Consider the following 14,342-nt stretch of genomic DNA (forward strand, 5'->3'; position numbering starts at 1 on the left):
CTATCAGTTCCGGCATCAGCGGCTGCAGGCTTACCTGGCGGGGGAGGGCGGTGTGCGGCGCCAGAAATGACCGGGACCGCGCCGCACACCGCGTCTGGGGATGGCGCCGTCAGGGGGTGCCGGGGGTGGAGCCGAAGGCCTGGAAGAACCGGTCGCGGAAGGAGTCCATCGGCCAGACCGGGGTGGTGGCGGTGGGTTTGAGGCCGTCGGCCCAGTTCCACGAGTCGATCCGGTCGAGGACGGCCGGGTCCTTGGCGACGATGGTGATGGGCACGTCGTGGCTGGCGTTGTCGCCGGTGACGACGCTGGCCGGCTGGTGGTCGCCGAGGAAGACCAGGACCAGGTCGTCGTCGCCGTACTCGCGTACCCAGTCGATCAGGGTGGTGAGGGTGTATCGGATGGATTTGCCGTACTCGGTGCGGACCTTGTCGGCGCTGGTCCAGATGTCGGCCTTCTTCGTGCCGGCGGCGGCCATGCCGCGGTAGATCGAGCCGTCGCCGACCTTGTCCCAGTCCATGAAGGTGGGGATCGGCGCCCACGGGGTGTGGCTGGAGATCAGCGGCATCTCGACCATGAGCGGCCGGCGGTCCTTCTTGCCGTATTCGAGTTCGGTGAACTTCTTCAGCGTGTACTGGTCGGGCATCTGCGCCCAGCTGAACTTGGGGCCCTGGTAGCCGAGGTTGCGGGAGTCCCAGATCCGGTTGTACCCGTAGAAGGCGCCTTCCGGCCAGGCCCGGGTGGCGCCCGGCATGACGCTGACGGTGTCCCACTCGGCGTCCCGGAAGGCGCTGGTGAGGGTGAGCCGGTCGCTGGCGGTGAGGCTGCGGTACCGGTACTGGTTGTTGATCCACAGTCCGGACAGGAGGGTGGAGTGGGCCAGCCAGCTGTTGCCGCCGAACGTCGGCGAGGTGAGCCAGCCGGATTTGGCGCTGAAGCCGGCGGCCTTGAGTTTGGCGTCGCCGTCGGCCAGGACCGCGGCGGTGCCGGGGGCGAGTTCCGGCGCCTCGAGGGCGTTGCGGCCGTAACTCTCCACGAACGTGAGGATGACGTCCTTGCCCTGAAGGCCGCTGACGAGCTGCCGGCGGGGGGTGTTCTGGTAGGCGTCGACCTTCACCTCGTCGGCGAACCGGGCCTTGTTGACGATGCCCCGGCCGGCCTGCCGGGCCCGGTCGTAGGCGTAGGTGACCGAGGTGCGGGCGGCGACCGGGACGGTGGGGACGACCTGGACGCCGAGCGCCAGGGTGAGCATCCAGGCCGTGGCGACACCGGCGGCGGTGAACATCGACCGGCGGCGGTTCCGGGCCAGCATGTCGGACATGCGCCGGACCGCCCAGGCCATCAGGGCCATCACGGCGAGCCCGCCGAGGACCAGCCCGGCGGCGGCCGCGTAGGCGCCGGCCTGGCCGTAGGAGTCGCGGATGTAGCTGTACGTGTCGTCGAACAGTTCCCAGTCGAGGACGATGTCGAAGGGCCGGGCCAGGGTCTTGAACCAGCCCATGTCGAGGCTCTTCTGGATCAGCAGCCAGCCGAGGCCGGCGCCGAGGACGGTGCCGAGCACGACGCGGGGGCGGCGCGGCAGCAGGGCCATCACCAGGATGCCGGCCGCGAACTCGATCGGGATGCGGGCGAAGCTGCCGAGGGTGAGCCGGCGCAGCACGTTCGGCCAGAGCAGGGCGACGTAGACCAGGACGCAGGCCAGGGCGGTCAGGCTGTACGAGGTCCACCGGGAGCGCGCGATCCGGCGTACCAGGCCAGGGGTTCGTTCTTCTTCGGTTCCGGCCGTGTCAGCCGTCTCGGGGGTGTCGGCGGTGACCGGCTCGGAGACCTCGGCCTCGGGGGGTGTCTTGTCCTCCGGCGGCGAGGACGGGTCCTGCGGCTGGTCGGCGAGGTCTGTCGGCTGCACGTCATGGGGAACGTTGGGCGGGCCGGGATGGTTCATCGGGCGGGCCCGGAAAGTGGGTGTCGGAAGTCATAGCCTCTTGCCAATTTCCTATCGGAACTATAGGAAAGGTGGAGAGGAGGAACCATTCATGCGCCGTACCCGTCCCGCCGCCGCCGTCCTGGCTCTCGCTCTCGCCCTCACCGCCGCCTGTTCGTCCGGTACCACGGGAGCTGCCGATGCCGGTCAGCCGGTCAGCGGCGGGTCGCTGACCTGGGCGATCGAGACCGAGCCGATCACCTTCAACCCGCATCAGTACGCCCAGGCCAAGGCCCGGCTGCTGGTGTGGAACTCGTTCGAGGCCCTGCTCACCCACGACGCCCAGGGTGGTTACGTGCCCTGGCTGGCCACCGGTTACGAGGTCTCACCCGATGGGAAGACCTACACGTTCAAGCTGCGTACGGACGTCACGTTCAGTGACGGCACGAAGTTCGACGCCGCGGCCGTGAAGGCGAACGTCGACCAGTTCCAGGTCGAGGGCTACAACCCCCAGGTGCTGGCCGTGCAGCTGCGCAACCTGGCGTCCGTCGAGGTCGCCGACGCGTCCACGGTCGTCTTCAAACTGACGCAGCCGGACGTGCTTCTGCTGGACTTCCTGTCGTCGCCGCAGGGCGCGCAGGTGTCGCCGAAGTCGCTGAAGGAGGCCCGGAACCTCAAAGCGGGCGGGCCCGAGCTGGCCGGAACCGGGCCGTTCATCCTGGACCGGTACACCGCCGGGCAGGAGGTGCACTTCACCAGGAACCCCGCCTACAACTGGGCGCCGGCCACCGCGGGGCACTCCGGGCCCGCCTACCTGGACGAGGTCACCTACCGGTTCCTGAAGGAGTCGTCGGTGCGCGTCGGCGCGCTCACCTCCGGCCAGGTGCAGGTGATCGAGGGCGTGCCGGCCACCGACGAGGCGCTGATCACCGCGAACAAGCAGCTCACCCTCGGCCGGGGGCTGAACTCCGGGTCGGCGTTCTCCTACTACTTCAACACCGCGCACGCGCCGTTCGACGACATCAGGGTGCGGCGGGCGTTCCGGGAGGCGGTCGACGTGGACGCGGTGCTCACCGGCGTCTACCGGGGCAGCGCCACCCGGGCGTGGAGCGTGATCGGGCCGACCAGCCCGTTCTACGACAAGACCCTGGAGAAGACGTACGGCGGCGACGCCGCCGAGGCCAACAGGCTCCTCGACGAGGCGGGCTGGTCGGCGCGGGACGCCGAGGGCTTCCGGACCAAGGACGGCAAACGCCTGACGGTACGCCTGGTGCAGTCCGCCCCGTTCATCCGCGACCGCCGCGACGTCCTCGCCCAGGCCGTGCAGGCGCAGGTCAAGCAGAGCGCCGGCATCGACCTCACCGTGACCGTCGCCGACCAGGGCACCGCCGCCAAGGCCCTCGCCGACGGCGCGTACGAGGTGTTCGAGAACTCCCGCGCCGACACCGATGCCGGCGCCGCCCTCAGCCTGCTGCTGACCTCCACCGGGTCGATCAACCGGACCGGGTTCAAGGACGCCGGGCTGGACCGGCTCCTCCAGGACGGCCAGGCCTCCACCGATCAGGCGAAGCGGCTCGCCGCGTACCAGCAGGTGCAGAAGCTCGTCATCACCGACCAGGCGCTCATCCTGCCGCTGTACGCCCCGGCCGACCAGATCGCCTTCGGCAACACCGTCGGCGGGGTGGGCTTCGAGCCGACCGCCGGGGTGCCGGGCAGCGCGTACAACGTCTGGCTCAGCAAGTGATCAGGGCGGTCACGCGGCGCGTCGTCACCGGTGTGGCGGTGCTGTGGGCGGCGGCCACGGCGGCGTACCTCGCGCTGCTGGCCGCCCCCGGCGACATCGTCGACTCGATCATCGGCGACGGCGCCGACACCCCGCAGATCCGCGCCGAGATCATCTCGGAATGGAACCTGGACCGGCCCGCCGTCGTGCAGTACCTCGACTACCTGTGGCGGGCCGCCCAGGGCGACCTGGGCCGCTCCTACCTGCTGCACCGGCCGGTCCACGACGTGATCGGCGGCCAGATCCTGCCGACGCTGAAGCTCGCCGCCGCGGCCGCCGTGTTCGGGGTGCTGCTGGCCCTGATCCTGGCCGTCACCACCCGGCACCGGTGGGTGCGCCGGGCCAGCTCGACCGCCGAGTTGTTCCTCGTCTCCACCCCGCCGTTCCTGATCGGGATCGTGCTGCTCAGCGTGTTCTCGTTCCGCTTCGGGATCTTCCCGGTCTCCGGCGACCGCGGCGGGGCGGCGCTGGTGCTGCCGGCGATCACCCTCGGGCTGCCGATCGCCGGAGTGCTCGCCCAGGTGCTGCGCGACGGCCTGGACCGGGCCCTGGACGAGCCGTTCGCGGTCACCGCACGAGCCCGTGGCCTGCGGGAACGAGCGGTCCTGATCCGGCACGCGCTGCGGCACGCGCTGATGCCGGCGGTCACCATGCTCGGCTGGCTCTCCGGTGTCCTGCTCGGCGGCGTGGTGATCATCGAACAGGTCTTCGGCCGGCCCGGGCTGGGCCAGGTCACCCTCCAGGCGGTCGGTAACGGCGACATGCCGGTGGTGCTCGCCGTGGTCGTCCTCGCGGCCGTCGTCTTCGTCGTGATCAGCACCCTGGCCGATCTCGCCTACCTGCTCATCGACCCGCGTCTGCGAAGGAGCTGAGCGACCGTGACCCTCGCCCTGCCCCGGCCGGTGGCCCGCCGGCTGATCCTGCGACCGCCCCGGCCCGGCATCGCCGCCGCCGCCGTCGTCCTCGCCCTGACCCTGACCGCGGTGGTGTGGCCGTCGCTGTTCGCCGGCGACCCGCTCGCCGCGGACCCGCTGCACGTCCTCGAAGGACCGTCGGCGCAACACTGGTTCGGCACCGACCAGCTCGGCCGGGACGTGTTCGACCGGGTCGTGCACGGGGCCCGGCACTCTCTGAGCATCGGGGTGGCCGCCACCGTCATCGCGGTCGGCGCGGGCATCCTGCTCGGGCTGTGCGCCGGGCTCACCCACAAGTACGCCGACGAGGTGATCAGCCGCGGCTTCGACGCGCTCGCCGCGTTCCCGCTGGTGCTCCTCGCGCTGCTGTTCATCGCGATCGCCGGGACCGGCACCACCAGCCTGATCGTGGCGATCGGCGTCGCCACCCTGCCGCACTACGCCCGGGTGGTACGGGCACAGACCCTGATCGTGCGGCAGGCGCCGTACGTCACCCACGCCGTCGCGTTCGGTGCGTCCCGGGGCCGGCTGGTGCTGCGGCACGTGCTGCCGAACGTGCTCGGCCCGATCCCGGTCCTGGCGATGATCGGGCTCGGTGAGGCGATCCTCGTCGCGGCCGGCCTCAGCTTCCTCGGCCTCGGGCCGCAACCGCCGTCCCCGGAATGGGGCGCGATGCTCTCCGAGAGCCGCGGCTACCTGCACATCGCCTGGTGGGCGTCGGTGCTGCCGGGAGCAGCCGTCACGGCCACCGTCATCTCTCTCACCGTGATCGGCCGGCATCTGCAGAGCCGATTCGAAGGGCGGCACCAGTGATCGAGTGCACCGCAGCGGAGCAAGGGCCGCGAGAGCGCTGGAGGTTGGCACAGTGATCGAGTGCACCGCAGCGGAGCAAGGGCCGCGAGAGCGCTGGGAGATGGCACAGTGATCGAGGTCGACAACCTGCGGGTGACCTTCGCTCTCGGGAAGAAGCGGGTGGAGGCCGTCCGCGGGGTCAGCTTCGAGATTCGCGAGGGTGAGTGCGTCGCCCTCGTCGGGGAGAGCGGATCGGGCAAGAGCGTCACCGCCCGCAGCCTGGTCGGACTGGCCGGTCCGGGCGCCGGCGTCGAGACCGACACGTTCACCGTCGCGGGCCGCGACGTGCGCGGGTTCGCCGCCCGGGACTGGCGGCGACTGCGCGGCCGGTTCGCCGGGCTCATCCTGCAGGACGCGCTGGTCTCCCTCGACCCGCTGCGTACCGTCGGCGCCGAGATCGGCGAGGTGCTGCGGGTGCACGACATCGGCGACCGGCGGGACCGGCCGCACCGCGTCCAGCGGCTGCTCACCGACGTGCACGTGCCGGAACCGGAACGCCGGGCCCGGCAGTACCCGCACCAGCTCTCCGGCGGGCTGCGGCAGCGGGCGCTGATCGCCTCCGCCATCGCCGGCGGGCCGCGGCTGCTGATCGCCGACGAGCCGACCACCGCCCTCGACGCGACGGTGCAGGCGCAGATCCTGCGACTGCTCGCCGAACGCCACGAGGCCGGTGAGACGCTGCTGCTGATCAGCCACGACCTGGCGGTGGTGTCCCGGCTCGCCGACCGGGTGCTGGTGATGAAGGACGGGCGGATCGCCGAGGCCGGCAGCACCCGCACCATCCTGACCGGGGCGGGTCACCCGTACACCAGGGAACTGGTCGCGGCCGCGAGCGGGCGACGGCGCGCCACCACCGTCGAACCCGGCGACGTCGTCGCCGAGGCCACCGCGCTGCGCAAGGTGTACGGCGACCGCACCGTCGTGAAGGATTTCGGTCTCACGATCCGGCGGGGGGAGATCGTGGGGCTGGTCGGTGAGTCCGGTTCCGGCAAGACCACCGTCGCGCAGCTGCTGTTCGGCCTGGCCGAGGCCACCTCCGGGCACGTCCGGTTCGAGGGCCGCGACTTCAGCGGCGTCCCGGAACGCGCCCGTCGCCCGATCCGCCGCCGGCTCCAGCTGATCGCCCAGGATCCGCTGTCGGCGTTCGACCCGCGCTGGACGGTGCGCCGCATCCTCGGCGAGGCCCTCGGCGCGGGCGAGTCGCCGGAGCCGATCCTGGAACGCGTCGGTCTCGGCGCCGACGTGCTCGACCGCTATCCGCGGCAGCTGTCCGGCGGGCAGCGGCAGCGCGTCGCCGTGGCCCGGGCCATCGCGCCGCGCCCCAGCCTGATCATCTGCGACGAGCCGGTCTCCGCCCTCGACGTGTCGGTGCAGGCCCAGGTCCTGGACCTGCTCGCCCAGATCCGCGAGGACGACGGCACCGCTCTGCTGTTCATCTCCCACGACCTCGGCGTGATCCGCGACATCGCGGACCGGGTCCTGGTCATGCACGACGGCCGGGTGGTGGAGCAGGGCCCGGTTCAGGCCGTCTTCGACCATGCCGGGCACGAGTACACCCGGGCACTGCTCGCCGCGGTGCCCACATTGGAGGTTGCCCCATGACACTGCACCTGGCGGTCGCCCTCGCGGGCGACTCGTTCGCCGCGGACCACTGGATCGATCAGGTCGGACAGGCCGACGAGGCGGGACTCGACTTCGTCACGTTCGACGACACGTTCGGGCGGCACGGGCCGGACGCGGTGCTGCTGGCGTCCCGGCTCGCCCCGCTGACCCGGCACGTCGGCCTGGTCCCGGTGGCCACCACCACCCACACCGAGCCGTTCCACCTGTCCACCGCCCTGGCCACCCTCGACCACGTCAGCCGGGGCCGGGCCGGCTGGCAGGTGCGGGTGTCGCACGATCCGGCCGAGGCGGCGCTGCTGGGCCGCCGCGGTCCCCTCGAGATCGGGGAAACGCTCGCCGAGGCGTCCGACGCCGTCGAGGTGGTGCGGCGGCTCTGGGACAGCTGGGAGGACGACGCGATCATCAAGGACGTGGCCACCGGCCGGTTCATCGACCGGGAGAAACTGCACTACATCGACTTCGCCGGGGCGTACTTCTCGGTCAAGGGCCCGTCGATCGTGCCGCGGCCGCCGCAGGGCCAGCCGGTGGTGGCGGCGCTGGCGCACGGCCCGGACATCTGGGAGCGGCTCGACGCCGACGTCTTCTTCGTGACCCCCGCCGACGCCGACCACGCCGCCAAGCTCGTGCGGCGCATCGCGCCGGAGAAGAAGGTCTTCGCGGACCTCACGGTGGGCGGCCACGCTCCGGGTGACGCCGCGACCTTCAACGGTACGGCCACCCAGCTCGCCGACCTGATCCAGAACTGGTGGGCCGTCTCCGGCATCGACGGTTTCCGCCTGCGGGTGACCGACGTCGCCCAGGTCACCGACGAACTCGTCCCCGAACTGCGCCGCCGCGGCCTCTTCCAGCCGTCGGCGAAGACGACGCTGCGCGAACGGCTGAGCCTGCCCGTCGCCGTCAACCGCTACCAGGAGGCGACCCGTGCCTAAGCAGATCATCCTCGCCGCGCACTTCCCCGGCGTGAACAACACGACCGTCTGGAGCGACCCGCGCGCCGGCAGCCAGATCGACTTCGACTCCTTCGAATACCTGGCCCGGACCGCCGAACGCGGGAAGTTCGACTTCTTCTTCCTCGCCGAGGGGCTGCGGCTGCGCGAGCAGCGCGGCCTCATCCACGACCTGGACGTGGTCGGCCGGCCCGACACGCTCACCGTGCTCAGCGCCCTCGCCGCCGTCACCACCCACCTCGGGCTGGCCGGCACCCTCAACGCCACCTACCACGAGCCGTACGAGCTGGCCCGTCAGCTCGCCACCCTCGACCACCTGTCCGGCGGCCGGGCCGCGTGGAACGTGGTCACCTCGCCGGGGGCCTTCTTCGGCGAGAACTTCCGCCGCGGCGGCTTCCTCGACCATGCGGACCGCTACGTCCGCGCCGGGGAGTTCATCGAGACGGCCCGGGCACTGTGGGACTCCGACGGCGGCGAGTTCGCGATCCGCAACAGCCAGTTCGACATCAAGGGCCGGTTCGGGGTGCCGCGCAGCCCGCAGGGCCATCCGGTGATCCTGCAGGCCGGCGACTCCGACGGCGGCCGGGAGCTGGCGGCCCGGCACTCCGACGCGATCTTCTCCCGGCACCACCAGCTGGAGGACGCCCGGCTGTTCTACCGCGACGTCAAGGACCGGCTCGCCGGGTACGGCCGTACCGAGGACAGCCTGAAGATCATCCCCGGGGTGTCCTATGTGCTCGGCGACAGCGACGCCGACGCGCAGGAGAAGGCGCACCACATCCGGCGCCAGCAGGTCAGCCCGCAGACCGCGATCCTGCTGCTGGAACAGCTGTGGAACACCGACCTGTCCGGCTACGACGCCGAGGGCCCGCTGCCGGACATCGATCCGGTGCTCGACGAGGACGACACGATCATCAAGGGCCGGGCCGGCATGTACCCGGACCGGCTGAAGACGGCGCGGGAATGGCGGGCCCGGGCCGAGGCCAAGAACCTGTCGATCCGGGACCTGATCATCGAGGTGACCGGGCGGCAGAACTTCATCGGCACCCCGGCACGGGTCGCCGAGCAACTGAACGAGTACGTGCAGACCGACGCCTGCGACGGCTTCATCCTGGTCTCGCACCTGACCCCGGCCGGACTCGACGACTTCGTGGACCAGGTGGTCCCGCTGCTGCAGGAACGCGGCGTGTTCCGGACCGAGTATTCCGAAACCACCCTGCGCGGCAACCTGGGCCTGGGGCCGGCATGACGTTCCCACTGAAAGGGCGGTAGCCATGTCCGTACCCCTCTCGATCCTCGACCTGTCCCCGCTGGTCTCCGGAGGCGACGCCGGCGACGCCCTGCGCCGCACCCTCGATCTGGCCCGCCGGGCCGAACAGTTCGGCTACCACCGCTACTGGGTGGCCGAACACCATTTCACCCCCGGTGTCGCCAGCTCCCAGCCCGCGCTGCTGCTCGGCCAGATCGCCGCCGTCACCGACCACATCCGGCTCGGCTCCGGGGCGGTGCAGACCGGCTTCCAGACCGCGCTGTCCATCGTGGAACAGTTCGGGCTGCTCGACGCCCTGTACCCGGGCCGGTTCGACCTCGGGCTGGGCCGTTCCGGGCAGGCCAGGAAGGAGGCCGTCCGGGAGGCGGCCGAGCACGCGCAACCGCAGGAGGAACGGGTCGTCGACGGCCTGCTGATCCCGAAACCGTTCTCCTGGGCGCCGATCTTCGCCTCCCAACGGACCGCGCTGGCCGGCAGCTTCCTCACCCAGCCCGGCGCCGAACCCCTCGGCCTCACCGACGTCCTCGACCAGATCTTCGCCCTGCTCGCCGGGCCGGTCGCCGACGAGGAGGGCAACGAGGTCGTCGCCACCCCCGGCGCCGGCGCCGACCTCGACGTGTGGCTGCTCGGCAGCTCCGGCGGGGAGAGCGCCCGGACCGCCGGCGCGCGGGGCCTGCCGTTCGCGGCGAACTACCACGTCGCCCCGGCGAAGATCCTGGAAGCCGTCGCGGCGTACCGGGAATCGTTCGTGCCGTCCGCGGCCAACCCGCGGCCGCGCCTGATGGTCTCCGCCGACGTGCTCGTCGCCGAGGACGACGAGACCGCCCGCCGGCTGGCGCAACCGTTCGCCGTCTGGGTCCACAGCATCCGTACCGGCCTCGGCGCCGTCCCGTTCCCGAGCATCGACGAAGCCGCCGCCTTCACCTGGACCGACCACGCCCGCGACCTGGTCGCGGATCGGGTCGCCACCCAGTTCGCCGGCTCACCCCAGACGGTCGCCGCCCAACTGCGCACCCTGCAGCGCGTCACCGGCGCCGACGAACTGCTGATCACCACGATCGCCCACGACCACGCCGACCGGCTCCGCTCCTACGAGCTCCTGGCCAAGGAGTGGTCCGCCTGACGGGGGACACCTGCCGTCGAATCAAGGACAACGCCGGCCGGAAACGGTCGCGCGGCTCGTAGCATCCATCGTCCGGCCGTCCCACAGGCGGCGCCGACGAGTGCTTCGGCAGGTGCTTGACGTGAACGTACGACTCACCCTGGGCCACAGCGACACCGACGCCATGGTGTCGCTGTGGCAGTGGCTCGACGACCAGCCGGCCGTCCACCGGCACGGACGGCCGCAGTGGGCGCAGGACCCCGGCGAAGGGCGGATGGGCGGCGCGTTCGAGACCATCCTGGTGCTGGTGGAGAACGGGCTGACGATCGCGCAACTGGTGGTCGCGGTGCTGGAATGGCGCGCGTCTCGTCCCGGCCCCGAACCGGAGATCGTCATCGAACGGGGCCCGGTGACCTTCACGGTGTCCGGCGCCGTCGACGACGAGACCTTACGGAAGATCATCGAGGCTCTCGGCGACGAACCGCCCCACGACGAGTAGTGGCGGAGTTACCGGACCCGGCCCAGTCCCGGGCGCTCCTCATCGGGGTCAGCGACTTCAAGTGCCTGGACGCCCTGCCCGCCGTCGCCGGCAACCTCGACGGTCTGGCCGCGGCGCTGCAGGACCGGCTGCTGTGGGGCCTGCCACCGGAACGCTGCACGATCATCAGCAGCGCGGGGGACGAGCCCATCACCGTCCCCCGGGTGCTGCGCGTGCTGAACGAGACCGCCCAGGACGTCGGCAGCGGTGGGCTGTTGCTGGTCTACTACGCCGGGCACGGGCTCGTCGAGACCGACACCGGCCGCCTGCACCTCGCGGTCACCGCCAGCGAGCGAGGGGAGGAGGACGCGACGGCGATTCCGTACGAGTCGGTCCGCCGCCGGGTGTGGCGCAGCGGATCCACCCACCGGCTCGTCATCCTCGACTGCTGTTACGCCGGGCGGGCGCTGGTCGGCGAGATGTCGGCGCTCGACTCGGTGGAGGATCTGGAGATCGAACAGTCGGTCATCCTGGCCGCCGCGAGCCGGACCGTGGCGGCGCTCGCCCCGCCCGGCGAGCCGTACACCGCGTTCACCGGCGACCTGATCCGGCTGCTCAGCGACGGCATCCCGGACGGGCCGGACTTCCTCGACGCCCAGCTCATCTGGAAGGACCTGGTCCGGTCCCAGCGGGCCAAGAGCCGGCCGCAACCGGAGTTCCGGACCCGCAACGCCGGCGGCGACGTGCCACTGGTCCGCAACGCCTGGCGGCAGCGGGGCCTGCCGAAGGCCGTGCACGAGCAGATCCTGGCCGGCGTCGCCGAGGTCGCGGTGGTGGCCGACGTCATCGACCACTACGGACCGGACGAACTGGACGAGCACGTCTCCCTGGCGTGCGTCGTCTACCTCGCCGAGGCGGCGCTGCGAGCCACCGAGCCGCATCAGGGCGCGGCCGCGACCCTGCACCGGCACTGGTCGCCGCGGGTGTCCCGGATCCTGGCCGGGCAGGCGCCCCGCCTCCAGCACGGCCTGTTCGCACTGGCCGCCGGCGCCGGCGCCGATGCGCCGACCGGTCTCCTCGACGACCTGCTGGCGGCGGACACCGACCCGGACCTCCTGGTGTCCATGATCGAGGATGCTTCCGGCGTGGACCGCCAGGACCTCGTCCGGCGTGCCGCGACGACCCGGCCCGCCGTCCGGGTCGCTCTCGTCCGCTCGACCGTCGACGGCGCCCGCATCCTTGTCGAACGCCGCGGGCACAGCGAGGACATCACGGATCGGCTGCGGTGCAACCTCGGCTGGATCGCCGGTCTGGAGCCGAAGCGGCAGGCGTGGCTGGAACCGCTGCTGACGGTGGCCGGCGGGGGAACGCTCGAACCCGGCGACATCCCGCCGCTGACCGAGGTGTGCCCCGACGGGCCGCTGCTGATCTATCAGGTCGCCCATGTCACCGATCGCGCCGACGAGACGCTGCCCGCTGTCTGGCCGAGTCTCGTGGCGTCGCTGGGCGACCCGGGCCGCGACAGGGTGCTCGCCGAGTTGCTGCTCCGCCCCACGCCGAACGGGATCGAGAACCGAGCCCGGCAGGACCTGCTGCTGCTGTTGATGGGCGTCCGGTGGGACCGGACGCCGACGCTCACGAAGGACTACCTGGCCGTGCTGGCGGAACTCTGGCGTTCACCGCCCGTGGCGCCGTCGCGTGGCCGGCTCGCGGCGCCGCTGGTCGACATCCTCGGGAAAGGCGGCGTCGGCGACGGGAGGTCGGGGAGCCTGCTACCGGCCGCCGACCCGTTCGGCGACGAGGTCCGCATCGCCGCCGCCGCCGTGATCGGGGAGCGCTGGTCCCGGGCGCGCGGGCTTCTCGACCCGCTGGCCGTGCCGGCCCACTGGGTCCCGTTGATCGCCGGGCACGACGGCATGGGGTGGCTCGTGCCGGTCATCGTTCTCACCCGGCTCGCGCGGAAGGGGGCCGGGGTGTCGCCGGAGCGTCTCGGCGAGGCGTTCTGCGCCGCCGCCGGCGCGGGAGCGGACCCGCGGCAGTTGGCGGTCGCGGTGCGGCCGTGGCTCCACCTCAGCCGGCCGGAGATGATCGATGTGTTCCACGCCTATCTGGACGCGGTGGCCGCCCGCCGTGACGGCGGGGTCACCGCGCATCAGGTGTGGGCCCTCTTCCAGGACGTCGCCGGGGGGATGGGCCCGGAGATCGCCCGCAAGTGGCAGGTCCATCTGGAGAACGAGCGCCGTCGGCTGCAACGAGAGCTTCAGCGGATCCGCAAGCTGCAGAACTCCGGCGGGCCGCGGTCGCCCTCGGCGCAGCGGAACGAGCCACCTCGGGTACGCGATTCGGTCGTCCGGATGTTCCGCGAGGTGTGGCACGGACCGGAACGGCCGTGAATCACCGTGCGAAGTGGTGGTGGGGCGGAGGAAGGAGCATGATCGGCCGGGACAGCGCGATCGCTGGTCCCCCGGGAGGTCGTCATGGTCCGTCGCCGCATCCACCCACGCCGCTGGACGCCGCCGCGCCTGGCCGACCCCGGGGCGACCGGCACGCTGCGGGTCGCCCGGCGGCTGCCGACCGGCGGGCACGGGCCTGAGGACGTGGTCTTCGACCGTCGGGGGCGGATCCTCTGCGGGCTCGCCGACGGGCGGATCGTGCGTCTCGACCCGGCCGGCGGGGAGCCGACCGTGCTGGCGGACACCGGCGGCCGGCCGCTCGGGCTGCATCCCTGCGCCGACGGTTCGGTGCTCGTCTGCGACCACGACCGCGGGCTGCTGAAGGCGCACCCGGACGGCACGGTGGAGCAGCTGGCCGCGGTGCCGTTCGCCAGCAACGTCGTGCAGGCGGCCGACGGGACGATCTGGTTCACCGCCTCGACCACCGCCTGGACCCTCGACGACCACCTCGGCGACGTCTTCGAGCACTCGTGCACCGGCCGGCTGTTCCGGCGGGACACCGACGGCGCCGTCACCACCGTGCTGGACGGCCTCAAGTTCGCCAACGGCCTCGTCCTCGCCCCCGACGAGTCGCACCTGCTGATCGCCGAGACCACCGGCTACCGGATCCGGCGCCACTGGCTCACCGGGCCGCGCGCGGGGAGCACCGAGATCCTCGTCGAGAATCTGGCCGGATTCCCCGACAACATGTCGCTGGGTGGCGACGGGCTGCTCTGGGTGGGGATCGCCGCGCCCCGCGACGCGCTGCTGGACCGGCTGCTGCCGCTGCCCGGCGTGCTGCGCACCCTGCTGTGGAACCTGCCCGCGGCGATCCGCCCGAAAGCCGTCCCGATCGCCTGGGCCATGGCGTTCACCCTGGACGGCGCCCCGGTCCACGACCTGCGCGCCGCCGACGGCTCGTACGGCTTCGTCACCTCGGCCGCGTCGCACGACGGAACGGTCGTCCTCGGCAGCCTCACCGAATCCGACGTGGCGATCGTACACATCAGTCTTTAAGGTGAT

General features: G+C 71.9%; 11 protein-coding genes. 10 read left to right on the top strand and 1 reads right to left on the bottom strand.

Annotated elements, in window-relative coordinates:
• Window positions 1-109 precede the first annotated feature (109 nt).
• Window positions 110-1,903: an alkaline phosphatase family protein gene (locus tag Aut01nite_RS25185; RefSeq protein ID WP_236642512.1), complete on the bottom strand. Its 1,794-nt coding sequence runs from the start codon at window positions 1,901-1,903 to the stop codon at window positions 110-112.
• A 127-nt stretch (window positions 1,904-2,030) separates the two neighbouring features.
• Here Aut01nite_RS25185 and Aut01nite_RS25190 point away from each other — a divergent pair, with 127 nt between their 5' ends.
• The 10 genes from Aut01nite_RS25190 (at window position 2,031) to Aut01nite_RS25235 (ending at window position 14,336) form a co-directional block, all read left to right on the top strand.
• Entirely contained in the window at window positions 2,031-3,662 is a 1,632-nt protein-coding gene (locus tag Aut01nite_RS25190) for an ABC transporter substrate-binding protein (RefSeq protein ID WP_043522425.1), read from the top strand.
• Window positions 3,659-4,573 (top strand): ABC transporter permease, encoded by a 915-nt coding sequence (locus Aut01nite_RS25195; protein ID WP_043522426.1) that lies wholly within the window; start codon window positions 3,659-3,661, stop codon window positions 4,571-4,573. The genes Aut01nite_RS25190 and Aut01nite_RS25195 overlap by 4 nt, the downstream gene beginning before the upstream one ends.
• Before the next feature lie 6 nt (window positions 4,574-4,579).
• Window positions 4,580-5,428 carry an ABC transporter permease gene (locus Aut01nite_RS25200; protein ID WP_043522427.1) on the top strand — a complete coding sequence of 283 codons (849 nt, stop codon included), beginning with the start codon at window positions 4,580-4,582 and terminating at the stop codon, window positions 5,426-5,428.
• 108 nt (window positions 5,429-5,536) lie between these two features.
• Window positions 5,537-7,069, top strand: a complete 1,533-nt coding sequence (gene nikE / locus Aut01nite_RS25205) for a nickel ABC transporter ATP-binding protein NikE (protein ID WP_052163186.1) — start codon at window positions 5,537-5,539, stop codon at window positions 7,067-7,069.
• The gene (locus tag Aut01nite_RS25210; RefSeq protein ID WP_043522428.1) at window positions 7,066-8,019 is read left to right on the top strand and encodes an LLM class flavin-dependent oxidoreductase; all 954 of its coding nucleotides are present in this window, start codon (window positions 7,066-7,068) and stop codon (window positions 8,017-8,019) included. The genes nikE and Aut01nite_RS25210 overlap by 4 nt, the downstream gene beginning before the upstream one ends.
• Entirely contained in the window at window positions 8,012-9,286 is a 1,275-nt protein-coding gene (locus tag Aut01nite_RS25215; protein WP_043522429.1) for an LLM class flavin-dependent oxidoreductase, read from the top strand. Before Aut01nite_RS25210 ends, Aut01nite_RS25215 begins: the two co-directional genes overlap by 8 nt.
• Before the next feature lie 25 nt (window positions 9,287-9,311).
• Window positions 9,312-10,430: an LLM class flavin-dependent oxidoreductase gene (locus Aut01nite_RS25220; protein ID WP_043522430.1), complete on the top strand. Its 1,119-nt coding sequence runs from the start codon at window positions 9,312-9,314 to the stop codon at window positions 10,428-10,430.
• A gap of 121 nt (window positions 10,431-10,551) precedes the next feature.
• Window positions 10,552-10,908, top strand: a complete 357-nt coding sequence (locus Aut01nite_RS25225; RefSeq protein ID WP_052163187.1) for an effector-associated constant component EACC1 — start codon at window positions 10,552-10,554, stop codon at window positions 10,906-10,908.
• The gene (locus Aut01nite_RS25230; protein ID WP_052163188.1) at window positions 10,908-13,280 is read left to right on the top strand and encodes a caspase, EACC1-associated type; all 2,373 of its coding nucleotides are present in this window, start codon (window positions 10,908-10,910) and stop codon (window positions 13,278-13,280) included. Before Aut01nite_RS25225 ends, Aut01nite_RS25230 begins: the two co-directional genes overlap by 1 nt.
• 84 nt (window positions 13,281-13,364) lie before the next feature.
• Window positions 13,365-14,336 carry an SMP-30/gluconolactonase/LRE family protein gene (locus Aut01nite_RS25235; protein WP_043522431.1) on the top strand — a complete coding sequence of 324 codons (972 nt, stop codon included), beginning with the start codon at window positions 13,365-13,367 and terminating at the stop codon, window positions 14,334-14,336.
• The last annotated feature ends 6 nt before the right edge of the window (window positions 14,337-14,342 follow it).

This window comes from Actinoplanes utahensis (assembly GCF_016862455.1).
Lineage (GTDB): Bacteria > Actinomycetota > Actinomycetes > Mycobacteriales > Micromonosporaceae > Actinoplanes > Actinoplanes utahensis.